Origin of the sequence: Bradyrhizobium sp. 139, from assembly GCF_023074175.1 — a bacterium.
GTDB lineage: Bacteria > Pseudomonadota > Alphaproteobacteria > Rhizobiales > Xanthobacteraceae > Bradyrhizobium.
In genome coordinates, this window is the sequence record NZ_JADPKS010000046.1 from 43,829 (window position 1) to 64,527 (window position 20,699).

The window sequence follows — 20,699 nt, forward strand, 5'->3', positions numbered from 1 at the left end:
CATGTCCGTCACACACGATGCCCGCGTCCAGGTCCGCCCCGCCACTGCGCAGCGCCCGACAGCGCGCGCATGGCCCGACATCAACAACCCCGCGGCCTGGATCGTGGCCGTGATCCTGCTCATCATGCCGCTGATCGCCAACGGCTTCTTCCTGATCGAGATCTTTGCGACAACGCTGATCCTCGGTACGATAGCGCTGAGCCTGATGCTGCTGGCAGGCTACGGCGGCATGGTCAGCCTGATGCAGCTGACTATCGCGGGCTTCGCGGCCTACATGGTCGCGGTGTTCGGTGTCAGCGGCAACGCCAATATCAGCCTGGGCTGGCCATGGTGGCTGGCCGTCCCGATGGCGCTCGCGCTTGCGACGATGTTCGGCACGCTCGGCGGCGCGCTCGCCGTGCGCACTGAGGGCATCTACACCATCATGATCACGCTCGCGATCGGCGCGGCATTTTATTACTTCACCAACCAGAACTGGGCGATCTTCAACGGCCACACCGGGATCAACACCGTCAGTACGCCGCATTTCTGGGGCGTCAACTGGCGAGCCGATATACCCTTCTATTATATCGTGCTCGCCGTCGCCGCGCTCTGCTACTTCGCCGTCGAATACGTCTCCCGCGCGCCATTCGGCATGGCGCTTCAGGGCGTTCGTGACAATCCGCGCCGCATGGCGGCACTCGGTTTCAACGTCAACGCGCACCGCGTCGCGGCTTATGCCGTCGCCTCCTTCATCGCCGGCCTGGCTGGTGTGCTCCAGGTCTGGAACTACCGCCAGATCTCGCCGGGATCGGTCAGCGTCGGCGCCTGTATCGATGTTCTCATCATTGCGGTCGTCGGCGGAATCACGCGTCCGATCGGTCCTTATATCGGTGCGCTGGTCTTCGTTCTTTTGCGGACCTTCGCGCTCGATTTCTTGATCAAGATCGGGCTCGACGGCAATCGATTCCGGCTGCTGATCGGGCTCGGCTTCCTCGCCATCGTGTTCTGGTCATCAGACGGCGTGATCGGCCTGTGGCAGCGCTGGCGTCAGAGCCAACGCCCCGCTGCGAGCCGCCCAGGCGGAGGACGCGGCCATGGATAGCGTCGCGCAGCGCCTCTCGGCTGTCGGCGCCGGCGCCGCGCTGGAACTGCGCGGTGTAACACGGCTTTTCGGAGCGCTGGCGGCACTGACCGACGTTACCATGACCGTTCGGCCGGGCGAGCGGCGTGCGGTGCTCGGCTCCAACGGTGCCGGCAAGACCACGCTGTTCAACTGCATCACCGGGGACTTTCCGCCCTCCTCCGGCACGATCCGATTCTTCGGCGAAGACGTCACACACTTTCCGCCTTATGAGCGCATCCGCCGAGGCCTCAGGCGGACCTATCAGATCTCCGCCCTGTTTCCCGGCCTCTCCGTGCAGGACAATGTCTATCTCGCCTGCCGCGGCGTCTCGCGCGGCCGTTTCTCGTTCCTGCGTCCCGGACAGAGCGACGCGCTGATGCACGCGGCCGATGGTCTCGTGCAGGCCGTACATTTGGCCGCAGTCAAGGACCAGCGCGTCGCCGAGCTCGCCCATGGCCAACAGCGCCAACTCGAGATCGCGCTGGCGCTCGCCGGCGCGCCGCGCTTCGTGCTGTTCGACGAGCCGGCCGCGGGCCTCTCTCCGACCGAGCGGCAGGAGCTGATCGAGATCCTGACCTCGCTTCCGGCGCATATCGGATACATCATCATCGAGCACGACATGGATGTGGCGCTGCGCGTCGTCGAGAGCGTCACGATGATGCACAACGGTCGCATCTTCAAGGAAGGCCTACCGCAGGAGATCCAGTCCGATCCCGAGGTGCAGGAGCTTTATCTCGGAGGCGGCCATGAGTGAGATCCGCCGCACCGCAGCCGCGCTCGAGATCCGGGGCCTCGACATCTATTACGGCCATTCGCATGCGCTGCAAGGCGTCGAGCTTTCGCTAGATGCCGGCGTGTTCTCCGTCGTCGGCCGCAACGGCATGGGCAAGACCACGCTGTGCAAGGCGATCATGGGCCTGGTGCCGGCGAGCGGCGGCTCGATCCGTGTTCGCGGCGAGGACATCACCCGGCGGCCGCCGGCCCATATCGCGCGTCTCGGCGTCGGTTACGTGCCGCAGGGACGCCGGCTCTGGCGCTCGCTCAACGTCGACGAACATTTGCGGCTTGCCGGCGGAATGCGGCCCGGCGCCTGGACTGTCGAGCGCATCTACGAGATGTTTCCGCGACTTGCCGAGCGGAAGAACCATGGCGGCGGCCAGCTCTCCGGTGGCGAGCAGCAGATGCTCGCCATCTCGCGCGCGCTTTTGACCAACCCGCACCTGCTGATCATGGATGAGCCGACCGAGGGGCTCGCGCCCGTCATCGTCGCCCAGGTCGAGGAGATGCTGCTGCGGCTCAGTGAGGACGGCGACATGGCCGTGCTCGTGATCGAGCAGAATATCGGCGTGGCGACGGCGATCTCAAGCAACATCGCGATCATGGTCAACGGCCGCATCAACCGCATCATCGATTCGGCGCGGCTTGCCGCCGACCGCGAGCTGCAGCAGCGCCTGCTTGGCGTCGGGTTGCATGCCGAGCTTACGCCTGATCTCGACGTGCCCGTGGCCGGCACCGACGTGAAGGCCACCCCGCAGCCTGCGCGGCCCGGCGGCCCGATTCGGATCTACATCTCCAACCCGACACCGCCGACACGCTGGTCCCAACCCGCGCCCATCGCCCGGATCGAAGCGGCGGCACGCACGCTCTCGACGCAGATCGCGCGCCTCGACGACAATACGCGGCGCAAGCGCGAGCCGGCGACGTTACAGTCGTCCGGGCCGCCGGTCGTGCTGGTCGTCGGCACACTCGACACCAAGGGCACCGAGCTCCGCTTCATCCGCGACATCATTGCCGGCAGCGGCCTGCGCACGCGCCTCGTCGACGTCTCCACCAGCGGCAAGCAAGCCACCTGCGACGTCTCCGCGCAGGAAATCGCCCTCAATCACGGGCGCGGCGGCTCAGCCGTGTTCGGTCCCGACCGGGGCGCCGCCGTGACCGCGATGGCGGATGCGTTTGCCAACTGGCTGCGGCGCCAGGGCAATGTCGCCGCCGTCATCTCCGCGGGCGGCTCGGGCGCGGCGTCGTTGGTCGCGCCGGGCATGCGCAGCCTCCCCGTCGGCGTGCCCAAGCTGATCGTCTCCTCTGTCGCCTCCGGCGACGTCGGACCCTATGTCGGCCCTGCCGATATCGCCATGATGTATTCGGTCACCGACGTGCAGGGGCTCAACTCGATCTCGCGCGCAGTACTGTCGAACGGTGCCAACGCGATTGCGGGCATGGTGAAGGCGCGTCTCGATCAGCGCGAGGCCAGGGACCGGGCTGCGGCCACCGGCCTGCCGTCGATCGGCATCACCATGTTCGGCGTGACGACGCCCGCCGTGCAGAAGATCGCGGCCGACCTGCGCGAGGATTTCGAATGCCTCGTCTTCCACGCCACCGGCGTCGGCGGGCGTTCGATGGAAAAGCTCGTCGACTCCGGCCAGCTCGCAGCCGTCGTCGATCTCACCACGACCGAAGTCTGCGACCTGCTGATGGGCGGCGTGTTTCCGGCAACTGAAGACCGGTTCGGGGCAATCATCCGTACCCGCGTGCCCTATGTCGGATCGGTCGGCGCGGTCGACATGGTCAATTTCGGCGCGCCCGACACCATCCCCGAGCGCTACCGCGGCCGCAAATTCCACGTCCACAATCCGCAGGTCACGCTGATGCGGACCACGGCGGAAGAGAACGAGCGCATGGGCCATTGGATCGGCGAACGACTCAACCAAATGGACGGGCCGGTCCGCTTCTTCCTGCCTGAGGGCGGCGTCTCCGCGCTTGATGCACAACGCCAGCCGTTTTGGGATCCCGAGGCCGACGCCGCCCTGTTCCGCGCGCTGGAGCGCACGGTACGGCAGACCGCGAGTCGCCAGCTCATCCGCGTCAACCAGAACATCAACGATCCCGAGTTCGCCTCCACCATTGTCGGCGCGTTCCGAATCTTGTTCGGCCGCGTCGGGGCGCGCCGGAGACTAGCGAGGTGACCGATGGCCCGGTTTGAACGCGCAGCACTCTTGAGGCGATTTCGCGACATGGCAAAGCGCGGCGAGCCGATCGTCGGCGGAGGCGCCGGCACCGGTCTCTCAGCCAAGTGCGAGGAAGCCGGCGGCGTCGATCTCATCGTCATCTACAATTCCGGCCGCTACCGGATGGCCGGCCGCGGCTCGCTCGCAGGCCTGATGCCCTATGGCGATGCCAACGCCATCGTCCTGGAGATGGCCGGCGAAGTGCTGCCCGTCGTCAGCAAGACGCCGGTGCTCGCGGGCGTCAACGGCACCGATCCGTTCCGCGACATGGACGTCTTTCTCGACCAGCTGAAGGCGCTCGGCTTTGCCGGCGTGCAGAACTTTCCGACTGTCGGCCTGATCGACGGCGTCTTCCGCGCCAATCTCGAAGAGACCGGCATGTCCTATGCGCTGGAGATCGACATGATCGCCAAGGCGCGCGAGAAAGACCTGCTAACGACACCCTACGTGTTCAGCGAGAACGAAGCCGCCGCGATGGCGATCGCCGGCGCTGACATCATCGTCTGCCATCTCGGGCTCACCACCGGCGGGACCATCGGCGCGCAGACCGCGCCCAAGCTGAAGGATTGTCCCGAACGTATCGACACCTGGGCCTCAGCCGCGCTCAGCGTCAATCCGGACATTCTGGTGCTCGCGCATGGCGGCCCGATCGCCGATCCGGACGATGCCGATTTCATCATCAGAAGCACCCGTCACTGCCACGGCTTTTATGGCGCCTCCTCGATGGAGCGCCTGCCGGTCGAACGGGCGCTGACGGATCAGGTGCGCAAATTCAAGGCGATCGGCGCGCGATAATGCCGGAAAGTTGAAGGAGGGAAAACATGTCCGGGATTCTGGTCGGTGAATTGATCCTCTGGCTGATCGTCGCGATCGTCGTGATCGTGGTCGGAGTCTACATCGTGAACTGGCTCTATCACCGCTCGTCAAAGGAGACTTCGTTCGTCCGGACCGGCTTCCTCGGCGAACGCGTCGTAATCAACGGCGGCGCCTTCGTCCTGCCGTTCGTCCACGATTACACGCCCGTCAACATGAATGTGCTGCCGATGGGCGTCGTGCGCTCCAGACAGGACGCGGTGATCACCCGCGATCGGATGCGCGTCGATATCGAGGCCGATTTCTATGTCCGCGTCCAGGCGACCCGCGAAGCGGTTTCCATCGCGGCCGCCACACTCGGCCGCCGCACCATGGAGCCGGAGCAGCTTCACGCGCTCCTCGCCGGCAAATTCATCTCCGCGATCCGTTCGGTCGCCTCCGAAATGACCCTGGAGCAGATGCATGAGCAGCGCGGCGAGTATGTCGCCCGCCTCAAGGCGAACGCGGCGGAGGCCCTCGCACAGAACGGACTTGAGTTGGAATCGGTCGCGATCACCGATCTCGATCAGACCGATCTCGAATTCTTCAATCCGTCGAACCGTTTCGACGCCGAAGGTCTGACCCGCCTGATGGAGGACATCGAGGCCAAGCGCAAGCTGCGCAACGACATCGAGCAGGACTCGATGATCAAGATCCGCACCCGCAATCTGGAAGCCGAGCGTCAGGCGCTTGAGATCGAGCGCGAGAGCGAGACGGCGCGCCTCGAGCAGGAACGCGACATCGAGATGCGCCGCGCCCTGCAACGCACCGAAGTCGCCCGCGAGCGGGCGCTACGCGAGACCGAAGCCGAGCAGGCGCAGATTTCCGCACGCGAAGCTATCGAGCGCTCGCGGATTGCCAATGAACAAGCGATCGCGGAGGCCCGCATCGCCTCCGAGCGCGAGACCCGCCAGAAGGAGATCGAGCGCACCCGCACGATCGAGGAGAAGGAGCTATTGGCCCGCGAGGAGATCGAGAAGACTCGCATCGCCAATCAGCGTTCGATCGACACAACACGGATCGCATCGGAGCGCGAGGTCCGTCAGCGCGAGATCGAGCGGATGCGCACCGTCGAGGAAGCCGAGATCGCCGCCCGCGAGGCCATCGAGAAGGCCCGGATCCAGCAAGACCGCGTCGTCACCGACGCCCGCATCGCTAATGAGGAGGAAACCCGGCGCCGCGAGATCGAGCGTACCCGCGCCGTGGACGAGGCGGAGATCGCCGCCCGCGAGGCCACCGAAAAAGCTCGCATCACCCAAACCATGATCGTTAATGTCGAGCGCATCTCCTCCGACGAGCGCACGCGTGCGCTGGAGATCCAGCAGGTGCGCACGATCCAGGAGGCCGAGATCGAGGCCCAGCGCGCAGTCGAGACTGCTCGTATTGCCCGCGAGCGGACGCTTGCCGCCGAGCGCATCGCCGCCGAGCAAAACACGCGGCAGCTGGAAATCGAACGTGACCAAACGCTGGAGGTAGCCGGCATCGCTGCGCGGGAGACCACTGAGGCTTCGCGCATCGCCCAGGAAGAGCGCGTCCGCTCGCTCGAAATCGCGCGCAACCGCACCGTCGAGGAAGCCGACATCGCTTCTCGCGAAGCCGTCGAGGCCGCCCGCATCGCCCAAGAGAAGGCGGTCGCGGCCGAGCGCATCCAGGCCGAGCGCGACACGCGTTCGCTCGAAATCGAGCGGACCGGCGCCTTGGAGGCGGCCGAGCTGAAGCGCCGCGACGCCATCGAGCGCCAGCGTATTGTCGTCGACCTCGCGCTCGAAGCCGAGCGGATCAATTCGTCCAAGAAGCGCGAGGTCCTCAATATCGAGCAGAAGAAGGCGATCGAGATCGCGGATGAGGACCGCGTCATCGCGCTCTCCGCAAAGAAATCCGAGCGGATCGACGCCGACCGCCAGGTCCGGCAGGCCGAGATCGTCGCTCGCAAAGAGGTCGAGACGACGGACGTTTCGCGCGAGCAGGCACTCGAGGCCGCGCGTCTCGAGCGCCGCCGCGCGATCGAGCAGCTCGAGGTTGCCCGCGTCCAGTCCTTGCAGGAAGCCGAGATTGCCGCGCGCGAGGAGGTCGAACGCGCCCGCATCGCCTCCGACCGCGGCCTCGACGAGGCCCGCATCGGCCGCGAGCGCGAGCTGCGCAAGCTTGAGGTCAATCGCGAGAAGGAGATCGAGACCGTTCTGATGGAGAAGGCGATCGCGATCCACACGAAATCGCTGGAGGAATCCGCGGCCAAAGCCTCGGCCGAGGAAGCGCGGATGCGCGCCACGGAAGCCACCGAGCGCGTCATCACCGCACGCGAGAACGAGATCGCCAAGCGCCGCAAGAGCGTGGAAATCCTCCTTGCCGAGAAGCAGGCCGAGGAAACGCGGATTGCCGCGGAGGCCGAGCGTGTGCGCGCGGCCGTGGAGGCAGAGGCGCAGCGGCTGCTCAACGAAGCGGAGAATGTGCTGACCGATCAGGCGCGCTACTCGCTGTTCCGCAGGAAGCTGCTGGACCGCATCGAGGGAATCGTGCGCGAGAGCGTCAAACCGATGGAGAAGATCGACGGCATCCGCATCCTCCAGGTCGACGGCCTCAACGGCAACGGCCATGGCGGAAATGGCGGCCGCAGCGCCACCGACGAGGTGATCGACTCCGCGCTGCGCTACCGCGTGCAGGCGCCGCTGATCGACTCCCTCCTGGCGGATATCGGCGTCGAAGGCGGCAGCCTCGCAAAAATGCCGGGGCTGATGCGCGAGGCTCGCGACATGCAGGGCATCAAGGAGTCGGCGCGCAAGGGCGGCGGCGGCGACAAGCCGACCGCCTCGCCGACGCCATCAGCTGAAGGCGGCGAGCCGCCGGCCGACCGCGGTCCGCGGAAGAAGAGCTGAGATCCAAGCCATGCCCCGCGTCTACGTTTCCACCGTCGTCAATGCCCGCAATGACCGCGTCTGGGCGCGGGTGCGCGACTTCAACGGCCTGCCGAACTGGCATCCCGCGATCGCCGAAAGCCGCATCGAGGGCGGCGAGCCCTCCGACAAGATCGGTTGCGTGCGAGATTTCCGCCTGCGCAACGGCGACCGCATCCGCGAAAAGCTACTGGGACTCTCCGACTATGACATGTTCTGCACCTATTCGATTCTGGAATCCCCGATGGGCGTCGAAAACTACGTCGCAACGTTGCGGTTGACGCCGGTCACCGATGGCGACCAGACCTTCATGGAATGGACCGCCGAATTCGACTGCGCGCCCGAGCGCGAGACGGAGCTGGTGAGCAATATCGGCGGTGGCGTGTTCCAGGGCGGGTTCGATGCGCTCAAGCGCGTGTTCGGGGGCTGAACAATGCCGCATATCGTCAAGAGCACGATTTTGGACGCATCGACCGATGTGGCGTGGGGCGTGCTGCGCGACTTCAACGGCCATGACCGCTGGCATCCGGCAGTGGCGACTTCCATGATCGAGCGAGCCCAGGCCTCCGACAAGATCGGCTGCGTGCGCCGATTCAAGTTGAAGGACGGTTCCGAGCTGCGCGAGCAATTGCTGGCGCTCTCCGATCTCGAACAGGCCTTCAGCTATTGTCTGCTCGATACGCCGGTCCCGATGTTCAACTACGTGGCGCACGTCCGCCTGCTGCCGGTGACGGACGGCGACCGCACCTTTTGGCACTGGGAATCGCGTTTCACCACGAAGCCGGAGGACCGCGACCGCATCAGCCATATGGTCGCGGAAGACATCTATCAGGCCGGCTTTGCCGCGATCCGCCAACAGCTGAAGGAGGTCGCGTAAGCGGAGAGGAAACCATGACCCTGACGGTGAAGACATTCAGCAGCTTGGACGAGGCGGCGGCCGCGCTGTCGTCCGATCGCCGGGCGCGCTATCTCGGCGGCGGCACTCTGGTCATGCGCGCGCTCAACGAAGGCGACGTCTCGATCTCGACCGTCGTCCGCGCAAACGATCAGGCGCTGACCCGGATCGACGCCTCCGGGCCGCGCATTACGCTCGGCGCCGGCGTCACTTTTGCGAAGATCCTGGCCGAGCGCGATCTCGGTTTCCTGCACGCCCCCGCCCGCTCGATCGGAGGCCCCGCCGTGCGCAACATGGGTACGGTCGGCGGCAATCTGTTCGCGCAAAACCCTTATGGCGACTTCACGGTGGCGCTGCTCGCGCTCGATGCCACCGTGGCAGTGCAAGGCACTTTTGGCGCGCGCGACATCGGAATCGAAGAGTTGTTGCAATCGCGCGAGCGGCAAGCCGGAGCGCTGGTGCTCTCGGTATCCTGCACTCGGCCGGCTAGCGCAGACGCCTTCCGTTACCGCAAGGTTTCCCGCATCAAGCCGAAGGGCGGCTCCGTGATCACGCTCGCCGCCCATCTACCGATCGGCGGCGGCCGGATCGCCGGCGCGCGGATCGCGCTGGGGTCGATGGCGCCGACGCAGATTCGCGCACGTGCCGCCGAACGCGCGCTGGAGGGTTGCTCGCTCGATGGAACGACCATCGCGGCCGCAGCGGCCGCCGCAACCGAGGGCACATCGCCCTCCGACAACGCGCTTGGCAGCGCCTGGTATCGCTGCCAGATCGTCGGCGTGCACCTGCGCCGCCTCCTCTCGGGTCAGGAATAGAGGGTCATGGCCAAGATCCCCCTGCAATTTCGTCACAACGGCCGCGACGTCGCGATCTTCGTCGACGGCGGCACCAATCTTCTGGTCGCACTGCGCGAACTGATCGGCGACATGACGCCCAAGTTCGGCTGCGGCCAGGGGGGCTGCGGGACGTGCAGCGTGCTGATCGACGGCGAGCTTCATCTGTCCTGCCTGACGCTGGCCGAAATCGTCTCGGGACGTTCCGTCGAGACGCTCGACGGCATGAAGCAGGGCCCGAACCTGCATCCGCTTCAGCGCGCTTTCGCCGACAATTTTGCCGCCCAATGCGGCTATTGCACCCCGGGGATGCTGATGGCCGCAAAAGCGCTGCTCGACCGCAATCCATGGCCAAGTCGGGCGGAGGTCGTCGAGGCGATCTCGGGCAACATCTGCCGCTGCACCGGCTACGAGCCGATCATCAATGCCATCCTGGCCGCCTCCGGCGGCCGGGCCAGCGGCTGAGGGACCTGATCATGCTGGAACTGCGCAAGGACATTTTTGCCGACGAACGCGACGATAACCTAAAGGAGATCGGCAAGGGCACACAGCGCCAGGACATGCTCGGCCATGTCACGGGCGCGTCGAGCTACTTCAACGATCACAAACTACAAGGCATGCTGCATTTGAAGGTCGTTCGCTCGACGCACGCGCATGCCAAGATTCGCCGGATCGACACCACCGAGGCAGAACGCTCGGCTGGCGTGCGCCGGATCATTCGCGGCGCCGACGTGCCGCGCAACCTCAACACGCTGCTGAGCCTGATCAATTTCGGCAAGGACGACGAGCCGTCGCTGGCGGTCGACAAGGTCCGCTACAAGGGCGAGCCGATCGTCGCCATCGTCGCCGACAGCGAGCGCGAGGCGTTCGAGGCGATCGCAAAGGTCAGGGTCGACTATGAGCCGCTGCCGACCGTGTTCGACGTCGAGGAGGCGCTGAAGCCCGGCGCGCCCGTGGTCAACGAGACCTATCCGAAGAACACCTTCACCTATCACGATGTCTACGATCACCAGAAGCTGCGCTTCGGCGATGCCGACGCGGCGCTCGCGACGGCCGACCACGTGCTCGAGCAGCGCTACCAGATGTCGCCGATCGAGCACGCGCCGACCGAGACCAACGGCGCGGTCGCGGCCCCCGACACCAACGGCCGCTACGTCGTCTACACCTCGACGCAGGCGCTGTTCTTCTCGGTCGACACCTGCGCCAAGATCCTGGATGTCCCCTCCAACACGTTCCATTTCATCGGCGGCACCGTTGGCGGAGGCTTTGGCGGCAAGGTCGACACCCTGACCGAGCCGCTCTGCATCCTCGGCGCGATGCTGACCGGCCGCGCAGTCCGTTACGTGTTCGGACGCGAGGAAGAGATGCAATATGGCCCACCGCGCGGCGCCGAGCGCATCTACATCAAGGACGGCGTGATGCGCGATGGCCGCGTCGTCGCGCGAAAGATCCGGGCCTATTTCGACAGCGGCGCCTATACGCGGCTCTCGAGCTACGCCGCCGTGAAATGCGCCGCGCATCTGCCGGGGCCCTATACCATCCCCAACGTCTATGGCGACGTCTATTGCGTCTTCACCAACCGCACACCGGCGACCGCGATGCGCGGCTTCGGCGTCACGGCGATGGACTTTGCGATCGAGTGCCAGATGGACAAGCTGGCAAACCTCGTTGGCATGGACCCGATGGAGTTCCGGATTCTCAACGCCTATCGCGACGGCGACATGAAGGCGCATCGGCGCGAGGCCAAGAACACGGCGCTGATCGAATGCGTCCAGGTCGCGGCCGAAAAGGCCAAATGGCCGCTCCGCGAGGAGTTCAAGCGCGCGTCCTCGCGCAAGGACGGCGGCGGCAGCCGCGCCGTCATCCCGCCAACGCCGACGGATTCGCGCAGCCGGCCGACCGCTCCGGTCCAACAGCGGTCGAGCTATGACCGGCTCCCGCCCACCGTGGCCCGTGAACCGCCGCGTGAGCCGCCACCGCCGGCTTCGCCGCCGCCCTCACCGCGGCCCACGGCGCCCTCGCACGGCGCAACCCGTTTCTCCTCCGTCTTCGGCACCAGGAGGCGCTAGATGACTCGGCATCGCGGACGCGGCATCGCATCGATCAACTATCCCATCGGCATGAACCTCGGCGGAGATCCGAGCCAAGCGCTGGTCCATTCCAACCCGAGCGGAAAGTTCACGGTGGCGCTGTCGTCGATCGACCTCGGCCAGGGCATGAAATCGGTGACGCGGCAGATCTGCGCGGAGACGCTGGGCGTACCGGTCGAGGACGTCTATGTCGACACCGCCGATTCCGACACCGGGCCGCATTGCATGGGCTCGTTCGCCTCGCGCGGCACCCATCGCGTCGGCAATGCCGTGATGGCCGCAGCGCACGAGGCGCGCGGCGTGATGATGGAGGCAGCCGCCGAGGAACTCGAGGTCAACGCCGCCGATCTCGATACCGACGGGCAAGGCAACATCCACGTCAAGGGCGCGCCGCACCGCTCGATCTCGACCAAGGATGTCGCGATTGCCGCGCAGTTCAAGCAGGGCAAGACGATCTCGGGCCGCGGCATCTTCCTGGTGCCGCTGTCGAATGTCGATCCTGAAACCGGCGAGATGTCGCCCGCGACCTGCTATGCTCATGCCTGCCTCGTGGCCGAGGTGGAGGTGGATGACGAGACCGGCGAGGTCGCGATGGTGCGGATGGACTCAGCCTACGAACTCGGCCGCGCGCTTAATCCGCGCCTGGTCGAGCAGCAGCTGGTCGGCGGCGCCTGGATGGGCGTCAGCCACGCGCTGTATGAAACGCCTGAGCCGTACTATCCCGCTCCCGTTCACGGGCCCCGCGACTTCGTCGAATATCTGATGCCGGGCCCCGGCGACATCTGCCCGCACGACATCGCCGTACTGGAACGCCCCGCGCCCGATGGTCCCTTCGGCGCCAAGGGCCCAGGCGAGATGTGTGCCAATCCGGTGCTGCCGGCCGTTGCGAACGCGATCTTCAACGCCGTCGGGGTGCGGATCGATGATTTGCCAATCACACCCGAAAAGGTGCTGCGCGCGATCAAGGCCCAGGGCGGCGCGCGGCCGCAGGCGCGGCGCTGAGGAATTCGGATGGCGATACGGAGCAACATCGTCGGCATCGATAGCCCGGAAGCACTGGAGAAGGCGCTGCGCGCGGCCTACTACCTCGCCGATGAGGGACTGGCGACCGCAGCCTATCTTGGGCTAGCCCTCGGCAAGCCGCTGCTCCTCGAAGGCGCGCCCGGCGTCGGCAAGACCGAGGCCGCGAAGGCAATTGCCGCCGTGCTCGGCCGACGGCTGATCCGCCTGCAATGCTACGAAGGCATCGACGCCTCCGCCGCGCTCTACGAATGGAACTATCCGCGTCAGATGCTTGCGATTCGCCAAGCCGGCGACGAGAGCATCGACATCTATGGTGAGACCTTTCTGATCGAGCGCCCGATGCTGGCCGCACTGCGCGCGCCCGACTCCACCGTGCTGCTGATCGATGAGATCGACCGTTCCGACCAGGAATTCGAGGCCTTCCTGCTCGAATTCCTTTCCGACTTCCAAATCTCCATCCCCGAGCGTGGCACGGTGCGCGCGCTGGAACGCCCCGTGGCTGTGCTCACCTCGAACCGCACGCGCGACCTGCATGAGGCTTTGCGCCGGCGCTGCGTGTACCACTGGATCGACTATCCCACAGAAGAGCGCGAGGCACGCATCGTAATGCTGCGGTCCTCCAGCGTTGCGGAGGCGACCGCGCGGGCCGTCGTCGCGGCCGTGGGCAAGCTGCGGCGAGAGCCGCTGACCAAGGTGCCGGGCATCGCGGAGGCGGTCGATTGGGCCGAGGCGGCAACGCTGCTGCACCAGGGCGGCGCGCGCTGGCCGGACGCGTTCAAGCGCTCGATCGGCGTGGCGCTGAAGGACGAGGAGGATCTTCACTTCATCTCGCCCCGGCTAGACGCCCTGCTCGCGGAGGCCACCGCATGAGCAGCGAATCAGAGCTCCCGCGCGCCGTCCGTATCTTCGTCTCCTTCGTCGCGCTGCTGCGCGCCAACGGCTTTGCGGTCGCGCCGGAGCAGACCACCGCGTATCTCGCAGCAATCAAGCTGCTCGGCCCGCGCAACCTCGGCGACATCAGGCAAGCGGCGCTGGCAACTCTTGCTCCGCCCCCCGAACGTCGTGCAACCTTCGACCGGCTGTTCGATCTGCACTTTCGTGGCAGCGATGCCATCGAGCATACCGACGGCGGCGAAGACGATGAGACCGTCCGGCTCCAGGAAGAAGGCCGCGGCGACGAGGAGCCGCTGCTGTCCGATGACGCCAACGACTCCGGCCTCACCGCGACGCGCATGGAGGCACTGGTCGAACGCCGCTTCGCCCCACTCTCCACGACCGACGCGCTTCGCCGCTTGGCGCGCGAGGCCCCTAGGCGCCTGCCGCGCCGGCGCGGCCACCGGCGCATGCGCGCCCGCCGCGGACCGTTTGCCGATCTGCGCCGTACCTTGCGCGACAGCATCCGCAGCGACGGCGAGATTTTGCGGCTCGGGCATATGAAGCGCAGGCAGCGCTCGCGAAAGATCCTGCTGTTAATCGACGTCTCCGGCTCGATGAAAAGCCGCACCGAGGAGAATATGAAACTCGCGCATGTGCTGGTGCAGGCCGCGCCCCATGTCGAGGTTTTTACTTTCGGCACGCGGCTCACCCGCGTCACCCGCGCGCTGCGGCTGAAGCGGCGCGAGCAGGCCCTGGACGCGGCCGCACATCTCGTCAGCGACTGGGACGGCGGCACCCGCATCGGCGACGCACTGCAGGCGTTTCTCGCGGTGCCGCGGTTCGGCGGCTATGCGCGCGGAGCGGCCATCGTCATCGTCTCGGACGGTCTGGAGCGGGGCAATTGCGATGCATTGCGCGATGCCGTGGCAAAATTATCGCGTCGCGCCTGGCGCGTCAGCTGGCTGACACCGCTCGCCACGGGTCCGGGCTTCCGCCCGCAGACCGAGGCGCTCGTTGCCATCGAGCCGTTCGTCAACGAACTCATGGACGGCGGATCTAGCGCGTCGATCGCCGCACATGTGCTGACATTGGCACGGAGGAGAGCCGCTTGATCGAGATTGTCGACGGGCATCATCACATCTGGCGGCAGGCCGACCTGCCCTGGCTGACCGGCCCCATGCAGCCGCGCATCTTCGGACCGTACGAGCCGATCCGGCGCGATTATCCGATTGAAGAGTATCTCGACGACCTCAAGGGCAACGGCGTCACCCGCTCGGTCTACGTCCAGACCAACTGGGCCAACGACCGCTTCGAGGACGAGGCAGCCTGGGTGCAGCAGACCGCCGATGCGCACGGCTGGCCGCACGCCATCGTCGCCTACGCCGACATCGCCGTAGACGACGTGCGCCCGCAGCTCGATCGACTGAAACGGTGTTCTCTCGTCCGCGGCGTACGCATGCAGCTGCATTGGCACGAGAACCCGCTCTACCGCTTCGCCGCGCGGGCGGATCTTTGCGCCGATCGCGCCATCCGCAGCAACGTCGCCCGTCTCGCCGACTACGGCTGGACCTTCGACTTGCAAGTGTTCACGCCGCAGATGCCACACGCCGCACAGCTGGCGGAATCCTGTCCCAAGGTGACCTTCATCCTCCAGCACGCCGGCATGCTGGAGGATCTCTCGCCTGCAGGGCGCGCCGCCTGGCGCGCCGGCATGGCCCGGCTCGCGGCATGTCCGAACGTGGTCTCGAAGCTTTCGGGGCTCGGCACCTTCATCCATCGCAACGATCCCGAGCATATCGCGGCCGTGCTCGCTGATACCGTCACGATCTTCGGCGCCGAGCGCTGCCTGTTCGGCTCCAATTTTCCGATCGAGAAGTTGTGGACCAGCTATCGCGAGCTCGTCGACGCGTTTCGCGCAGCCGCCGCGCCGCTGACGACCGAGCAGCAGGACGCGATCTTCAGGGCAACCGCGACGCGCGTCTATCGGCTTTGACAGACAGGAACCGGACAGGGAGGAACGGATGGCGCTGGAGATCAAGATCCTGGACTATGGCGATATCGAACTGGAGTCGAGCTTTCTGGTTCTCGGCCGCGACTGCGGCCGCACCCGCCGCGTCCTGACCCTCGGCTTCCTGATCCTCGGCGGCCCCTACCCGGTCGTGGTCGACACCGGCTACCGTTCGAACCAGATCATGGAGACGCTGGGCATGCGCGGGCTGCAATACCATGAGCACATGATCGAGAACCAGCTCGCGCGCCACGGCGTGCGCATGGGCGACGTGCGCTTCGTCTGTCATACCCATCTGCACATCGACCATGCCGGCAAGGACGATCTGTTCCCGATGAACACGACCGTCGTCCTCAATCGCAAGGAGCTCGAATATTCCGTTTCCGGCCTGATGCACCCGCAATATCCGGCACCCGACATCAAGCATCTGATCGATCGCCTGCACACGAAGAGCGCGCTGCGTTTCCTCGACCTCGAGATCACCGGCCCGATCGAGCTGATGCCCGGTGTCTATTGCGGCGCCGCGAATGCCCACACCGAAGGCTCGATGAACATCGTCGTCGAGACCGCCGATGGCATCGCGACCATCTGCGGCGACGTGATTTACGATTTCAACGACCAGATCGTGACGCCTTTCAATGAAATTCATGACTGGGAGCCGCGGACGACCGGCAATCACGGCACCACCAAGCGCGCGGAAAAAGCGGCCATCAAGAAGCTCTTGAGCAATTCGCGTTACCTGCTGCCCGTGCATGACCGCCCCGCCAAGATCGAAGGCGGCAATGTCGTGGGACGGCTGCACGATCAGGTCCCCGGCCCGATCGTGCAGTCCCTGCCACAGCGCAACTGGTTTCCCGTCTGACGCTTTCCCGAGGATCGACCGATGACGCACGTGACCTTGCGCTCCGAATTCGAGGCCCTGATCGACCCCTACGCGCCGGTCGCGCAGGTCGGCACCGGCTTCGACTTCACGGAAGGCCCGATCTGGCATCCGGTCGATCACTATCTCCTGTTCTCGGACATGCCGGGCGACGTGCGCCGGCGCTGGGATGCGCGGCGCGGCATCGTCGAGATCAAACGCCCGTCGAACAAATGCAACGGCATGACCTATGACGCCGAGCTCAACCTGATCGTCTGCGAGCACGCCACATCATCGCTGGTCCGCGAGCGGCCGGACGGCCGGCGCGAGGTGCTAGCTTCTCACTTCCAGGGCCAGGAGCTCAACAGCCCCAACGACGTCTGCGTGCACTCCTCCGGCGCGATCTATTTCTCGGATCCCTGGTATGGCCGCATGCCGGTTTATGGCGTCGAACGACCGCGGCAGCTCGGCTTCCAGGGCGTCTACCGCGTCGTTCCCGGCGGCGAGCCAAGGCTCGTGGTCGACCGCAACATGTTCGATCAACCGAACGGGCTGTGCTTCTCGCCGGACGAGAAACTGCTTTATGTTAACGACACCGTGCAGGCGCTGATCCGCGTGTTCGACGTCAATGGCGACGGCTCGCTATCCGATGCGCGTGCGTTCGCCAGTGGCATCCGCTCCGAGCTCGAGCCCGGCCTGCCCGACGGCATGAAGTGCGACCAGTATGGGAATGTATGGGTCACCGCGCCTAGCGGCGTCTGGGTCTATTCGCCCCGCGGCGAGCTGCTCGGTAAGGTGCGCGTACCGGAGCTCGTCGCTAATCTCGCATGGGGCGGCCCCGATTTCCGTACGCTGTACCTGACCTCGACGCGTTCGGTATATGCGATTCCGACCAAGGTCGGCCCGCGACATGAGCCCTATATGAGCGGCCGGCGCAGTGGTGGCGGCGCGACTGCGAGCTCCTCGCCCGCAGCGCCCCTCCTCGCCGATGACGAGATGCAGCTCGATCCGCAGCGCTGCGCCATGATCATACAGGATCTCCAGAACGACGTGATCATGGACGGCGGTGCCTTCGCCGAATCGGGTGCGCCGGTTCACGCAAAGCAACAGCATGTGGTCGAGAATGTCCGCCGACTCGCGGAGGCCGCGCGGGCCCGGGGCGTTGTCATCATCCATGTCTGGTTCGTCGTCGAGCCGGGCGCACCCGGGGTCACTCTGAACGCGCCGCTGTTCGAGGGGTTGGTCGACAGCAAGGCGATGGTTCGCGGAGGCTGGGGCGCAGCACCGGTTCCCGGACTCGAGCCGCGGCCTGGCGATTTCGTCGTCGAGAAGATGCGGATGAGCGCCTGGGAAGGCACCCGGCTCGAGACAATACTGAAGGCGACGGGGCGCGACATGATCATCAACACCGGCGCATGGACCAACATGTCGGTCGAGCACACGGCACGGACCGGCGCCGACAAGGGCTATTTCATGATCGTTCCCGAAGATTGTTGCTCGACCATGAACGCCGACTGGCACAACGCCTCGATCGATTTCGCCATGCAGAACGTCGCGGTCGTCACGCGGGCGGATGTCGTCGTCAGAGCGCTGGGATGAGCAGTGGCAAAGCTACTGCACGAAGGATTATCCTCTGCCTCGTGTGGCAGAAGGGCGTAGACAGCTATGGTTGATCGACGATTGGATGCGGCGATAGCGCCAACACGATCACCAAAAAGGGGGATCGTGTCGGCCACCGCCTCGTCAAAGCGATCACGCCACGCGCCGCGGACAAGCTCTATGACAAGTTCATCGAGCGAAGACGGAGAGCGCCTCAGGACGGAAAAAAGCTGGTTGTGCTCTGCCGCAAATTGCGCGTGTGGTCAGTCGCCTCTTCGCAGTTGAAGCGTCTCGGCACCCCGATGATGCTGTACGAACCCGAGGAAGGTAAGGCGAAGCGTTCGGTTTCAGCACGATGCAACACGAACCGGAAGAGGCAGAGTTGACGGACGGGCAGGAACGCGCGGGATGGCAGCAACCCGCAAGCGGCACGCGCACAGGCTGGCGAACGAAATGGCGACAGACGTTCAGAATGAGCAGCAGAAAACGGTTCGGAATGAACAACAGAACAAAGCGGTTTAGCTGAGCAATATCAACTGGCTGGGGCGGGAGGGATCGAACCTCCGAATGGCGGAATCAAAATCCGCTGCCTTACCACTTGGCTACGCCCCAACAGGCGACTGACGGACGGGCGGAGGCACCGGCTACCGCGGATTCCCTCAGTCGCAGCCGGTCTATAGGGACCAGGGCGGCATTTCAACCGCCTGGAGAGGCAAAATACCACAGCGCCAGGGTCGAGCGCGCCACTCTCTATTGCGGGCTCGCTATTACGCTCGGCGACGGCCACATTCCGGGCCGGCACCGGCTTGGCCTCCCGCCCATTGAGACCTCCGGCATTTCATGGGAATACGGCGCCAATATTTGTCCACGGGAGTGAGCCATGACCTACCGCGCGCCGATCTCTGACATGCTGCTGTCGCTCAACCATGGTGCCGGCCTGAAGGCTGCCGTGGAGGCCGGCCATTACGGCGATTTCGACGGCGACATCGTGAGCGCCGTGCTGGAGGAAGCCGGCAAGTTCGCAACCGACGTGCTGGCGCCGCTCAATCGTGTCGGCGACGAGCACGGCATCAAGCTTAGCGACGGCAAGGTCACGACGGCGCCAGGCTGGCCGGACGCCTACAAGCGCTGGACCGAGGGTGGCTGGAACGCCGTCTCCGGCCCCGAGGATTTTGGCGGCCAGGGCCTGCCGCTCGCGATCAACGCGGCCTGCACCGAGATCTGGAGCGCCTCCAACGTCGCCTTCGGGCTCTGCCCGCTGCTGACGGCCTCGGCGATCGAGGCGCTGGACGCCCATGGCAGTGACGAGCTGAAAAAAATCTATCTCGAAAAGCTCGTCTCCGGCGAGTGGACCGGCACGATGCAGCTCACCGAGCCGCAGGCCGGCTCCGATGTCGGCGCGCTACGCACCCGCGCCGAGCGGCAGGCCGACGGCACCTATCGCATCAAGGGGACGAAGATCTTTATCACTTATGGCGAGCACGACATGACCGATAACATCGTGCATTTCGTGCTGGCGCGCCTGCCGGACGCGCCCGCCGGCACCAAGGGGATCTCGCTCTTCCTCGTGCCGAAGTTCATGGTCAGTGGCGACGGCTCGCTCGGCGCGCGCAACGACATCTTCGCGAGCGGCGTCGAGCACAAGCTCGGCATGCATGCGTCGCCCACCTGCACCATGACCATGGGTGATCATGGCGGCGCGATCGGATTTTTGATCGGTGAAGAGAACCAGGGCATGCGCTGCATGTTCACGATGATGAATCAGGCCCGCCTCGGCGTCGGCCTCGAAGGCGTCGGCATTGCCGACCGCGCCTATCAGCAGGCGCTGGCCTATGCGCAGGAGCGCAAGCAGGGCCGCGCCGTCGGCAACAAGAGCGACGGCACGGACGCGATCTTCGTGCATCCCGACGTCAAGCGCATGCTGATGCGGATGCGGGCGCAGACCGCGGCCGCACGCACCATCTGCTACGCGACCGCGGTCGCGATCGACGTCTCCACGCGCGCGAGGGATCCGAAGGTTCGCGCGGACGCCGCCGCGCGCGCGGCGCTGCTGACGCCGATGGCCAAGGGCTATTCCACCGAAATCGGCAACGAGGTCGCCTATCTCGGCGTGCAGGTGCATGGCGGCATGGGCTTCATCGAAGAGACCGGTGCTGCGCAGCATTATCGCGATGCGCGCATCACCGCGATCTACGAAGGCACCAACGGCATCCAGGCGATCGATCTCGTCACGCGCAAGCTCGCGGCGAATGGCGGCGCTGCGGTATGGACGCTGCTCGACGAGCTCTCGGCAACCGTGAAGCAGATCGAAGCCTCCAACGATCCCGCTTTCGGCACCACAGCTACAAAGCTGCGCGAAGCGCTGGAGGCGCTGACGCGCACCAGCAAATGGCTGCTTGAACGCATTGCGTCCGCACCGAACGAGGCCCTCGCAGGCGCGACGCCGTATTTGCAGCAGTTCGGAGCGACGCTCGGCGGCTGCATGCTGGCCTCCGAGGCGCTCGCCGCGAAAGCCGACGGCAACACCGACGCTGCGCGCTACGTCTCGCTCGCGCGCTTCTTCGCCGAGAACATCACGGTGCAGGCCGGCGCGCTCGAGCGCACCGTGACGGAAAGCGCGGAGTCGGTCGCGGCGGCGGATGCGGTGCTGCTGGGGTAAGTGG

17 protein-coding genes and 1 tRNA gene are annotated in these 20,699 nt (G+C 65.7%); 17 read left to right on the top strand and 1 reads right to left on the bottom strand.

Translation table 11 applies throughout. The annotated features are described in order from the left end of the window. The first annotated feature begins 1 nt into the window (after position 1). The 16 genes from IVA80_RS12005 to IVA80_RS12080 are packed head-to-tail and all read left to right on the top strand — an operon-like array spanning position 2 to position 18,036. A complete protein-coding gene (locus IVA80_RS12005; RefSeq protein ID WP_247429567.1) occupies positions 2-1,084 on the top strand; it encodes a branched-chain amino acid ABC transporter permease in 1,083 nt (360 codons plus the stop codon). Next, positions 1,077-1,859: an ABC transporter ATP-binding protein gene (locus tag IVA80_RS12010; protein ID WP_247429569.1), complete on the top strand. Its 783-nt coding sequence runs from the start codon at positions 1,077-1,079 to the stop codon at positions 1,857-1,859. The genes IVA80_RS12005 and IVA80_RS12010 overlap by 8 nt, the downstream gene beginning before the upstream one ends. After that, a complete protein-coding gene (locus IVA80_RS12015; protein ID WP_247429571.1) occupies positions 1,852-4,068 on the top strand; it encodes an ABC transporter permease in 2,217 nt (738 codons plus the stop codon). The genes IVA80_RS12010 and IVA80_RS12015 overlap by 8 nt, the downstream gene beginning before the upstream one ends. A gap of 3 nt (positions 4,069-4,071) precedes the next feature. Continuing rightward, positions 4,072-4,905 carry a phosphoenolpyruvate hydrolase family protein gene (locus tag IVA80_RS12020; protein WP_247429574.1) on the top strand — a complete coding sequence of 278 codons (834 nt, stop codon included), beginning with the start codon at positions 4,072-4,074 and terminating at the stop codon, positions 4,903-4,905. 26 nt (positions 4,906-4,931) lie between these two features. After that, a complete protein-coding gene (locus tag IVA80_RS12025; protein WP_247429576.1) occupies positions 4,932-7,835 on the top strand; it encodes a flotillin family protein in 2,904 nt (967 codons plus the stop codon). A gap of 10 nt (positions 7,836-7,845) precedes the next feature. Continuing rightward, a complete protein-coding gene (locus IVA80_RS12030; protein ID WP_247390209.1) occupies positions 7,846-8,283 on the top strand; it encodes an SRPBCC family protein in 438 nt (145 codons plus the stop codon). A gap of 3 nt (positions 8,284-8,286) precedes the next feature. Continuing rightward, positions 8,287-8,730, top strand: a complete 444-nt coding sequence (locus IVA80_RS12035; protein ID WP_247429578.1) for an SRPBCC family protein — start codon at positions 8,287-8,289, stop codon at positions 8,728-8,730. Between the two features lie 14 nt (positions 8,731-8,744). Next, a complete protein-coding gene (locus tag IVA80_RS12040) occupies positions 8,745-9,563 on the top strand; it encodes an FAD binding domain-containing protein (protein WP_247429580.1) in 819 nt (272 codons plus the stop codon). A 6-nt stretch (positions 9,564-9,569) separates the two neighbouring features. Next, complete coding sequence (locus IVA80_RS12045) at positions 9,570-10,046, top strand: (2Fe-2S)-binding protein (RefSeq protein WP_247429585.1); 477 nt, start codon at positions 9,570-9,572, stop codon at positions 10,044-10,046. 11 nt (positions 10,047-10,057) lie between these two features. Beyond that, positions 10,058-11,650 (top strand): molybdopterin cofactor-binding domain-containing protein, encoded by a 1,593-nt coding sequence (locus IVA80_RS12050; protein ID WP_247429588.1) that lies wholly within the window; start codon positions 10,058-10,060, stop codon positions 11,648-11,650. Then, positions 11,651-12,673: a molybdopterin cofactor-binding domain-containing protein gene (locus tag IVA80_RS12055; RefSeq protein ID WP_247429591.1), complete on the top strand. Its 1,023-nt coding sequence runs from the start codon at positions 11,651-11,653 to the stop codon at positions 12,671-12,673. 9 nt (positions 12,674-12,682) lie between these two features. Beyond that, a complete protein-coding gene (locus IVA80_RS12060; RefSeq protein WP_247429593.1) occupies positions 12,683-13,564 on the top strand; it encodes a MoxR family ATPase in 882 nt (293 codons plus the stop codon). Further along, positions 13,561-14,682, top strand: coding sequence for a VWA domain-containing protein (locus IVA80_RS12065; protein WP_247429595.1), 1,122 nt, complete (start codon positions 13,561-13,563; stop codon positions 14,680-14,682). Before IVA80_RS12060 ends, IVA80_RS12065 begins: the two co-directional genes overlap by 4 nt. Continuing rightward, positions 14,679-15,563, top strand: a complete 885-nt coding sequence (locus IVA80_RS12070; protein WP_247429597.1) for an amidohydrolase family protein — start codon at positions 14,679-14,681, stop codon at positions 15,561-15,563. Before IVA80_RS12065 ends, IVA80_RS12070 begins: the two co-directional genes overlap by 4 nt. Before the next feature lie 28 nt (positions 15,564-15,591). Further along, positions 15,592-16,440 carry an MBL fold metallo-hydrolase gene (locus IVA80_RS12075; RefSeq protein WP_247429599.1) on the top strand — a complete coding sequence of 283 codons (849 nt, stop codon included), beginning with the start codon at positions 15,592-15,594 and terminating at the stop codon, positions 16,438-16,440. Between the two features lie 21 nt (positions 16,441-16,461). Further along, the gene (locus tag IVA80_RS12080; RefSeq protein ID WP_247429601.1) at positions 16,462-18,036 is read left to right on the top strand and encodes an isochorismatase family protein; all 1,575 of its coding nucleotides are present in this window, start codon (positions 16,462-16,464) and stop codon (positions 18,034-18,036) included. A gap of 537 nt (positions 18,037-18,573) precedes the next feature. Here the strand turns inward: IVA80_RS12080 and IVA80_RS12085 are convergent. Beyond that, a tRNA-Gln gene (locus IVA80_RS12085) sits at positions 18,574-18,648 on the bottom strand. Between the two features lie 268 nt (positions 18,649-18,916). Between IVA80_RS12085 and IVA80_RS12090 the strand changes: the two genes are divergently transcribed. After that, positions 18,917-20,695, top strand: a complete 1,779-nt coding sequence (locus IVA80_RS12090) for an acyl-CoA dehydrogenase (RefSeq protein ID WP_247429603.1) — start codon at positions 18,917-18,919, stop codon at positions 20,693-20,695. Positions 20,696-20,699: the final 4 nt, after the last annotated feature.

What these genes read in the sequence shown, in the direction of transcription:
- IVA80_RS12005 (WP_247429567.1), top strand. Translation starts at nt 2, where the DNA reads ATGTCCGTCACACACGATGCCCGCGTCCAGGTCCGCCCCGCCACTGCG.
- IVA80_RS12010 (WP_247429569.1), top strand. Translation starts at nt 1,077, where the DNA reads ATGGATAGCGTCGCGCAGCGCCTCTCGGCTGTCGGCGCCGGCGCCGCG.
- IVA80_RS12015 (WP_247429571.1), top strand. Translation starts at nt 1,852, where the DNA reads ATGAGTGAGATCCGCCGCACCGCAGCCGCGCTCGAGATCCGGGGCCTC.
- IVA80_RS12020 (WP_247429574.1), top strand. Translation starts at nt 4,072, where the DNA reads ATGGCCCGGTTTGAACGCGCAGCACTCTTGAGGCGATTTCGCGACATG.
- IVA80_RS12025 (WP_247429576.1), top strand. Translation starts at nt 4,932, where the DNA reads ATGTCCGGGATTCTGGTCGGTGAATTGATCCTCTGGCTGATCGTCGCG.
- IVA80_RS12030 (WP_247390209.1), top strand. Translation starts at nt 7,846, where the DNA reads ATGCCCCGCGTCTACGTTTCCACCGTCGTCAATGCCCGCAATGACCGC.
- IVA80_RS12035 (WP_247429578.1), top strand. Translation starts at nt 8,287, where the DNA reads ATGCCGCATATCGTCAAGAGCACGATTTTGGACGCATCGACCGATGTG.
- IVA80_RS12040 (WP_247429580.1), top strand. Translation starts at nt 8,745, where the DNA reads ATGACCCTGACGGTGAAGACATTCAGCAGCTTGGACGAGGCGGCGGCC.
- IVA80_RS12045 (WP_247429585.1), top strand. Translation starts at nt 9,570, where the DNA reads ATGGCCAAGATCCCCCTGCAATTTCGTCACAACGGCCGCGACGTCGCG.
- IVA80_RS12050 (WP_247429588.1), top strand. Translation starts at nt 10,058, where the DNA reads ATGCTGGAACTGCGCAAGGACATTTTTGCCGACGAACGCGACGATAAC.
- IVA80_RS12055 (WP_247429591.1), top strand. Translation starts at nt 11,651, where the DNA reads ATGACTCGGCATCGCGGACGCGGCATCGCATCGATCAACTATCCCATC.
- IVA80_RS12060 (WP_247429593.1), top strand. Translation starts at nt 12,683, where the DNA reads ATGGCGATACGGAGCAACATCGTCGGCATCGATAGCCCGGAAGCACTG.
- IVA80_RS12065 (WP_247429595.1), top strand. Translation starts at nt 13,561, where the DNA reads ATGAGCAGCGAATCAGAGCTCCCGCGCGCCGTCCGTATCTTCGTCTCC.
- IVA80_RS12075 (WP_247429599.1), top strand. Translation starts at nt 15,592, where the DNA reads ATGGCGCTGGAGATCAAGATCCTGGACTATGGCGATATCGAACTGGAG.
- IVA80_RS12080 (WP_247429601.1), top strand. Translation starts at nt 16,462, where the DNA reads ATGACGCACGTGACCTTGCGCTCCGAATTCGAGGCCCTGATCGACCCC.
- IVA80_RS12090 (WP_247429603.1), top strand. Translation starts at nt 18,917, where the DNA reads ATGACCTACCGCGCGCCGATCTCTGACATGCTGCTGTCGCTCAACCAT.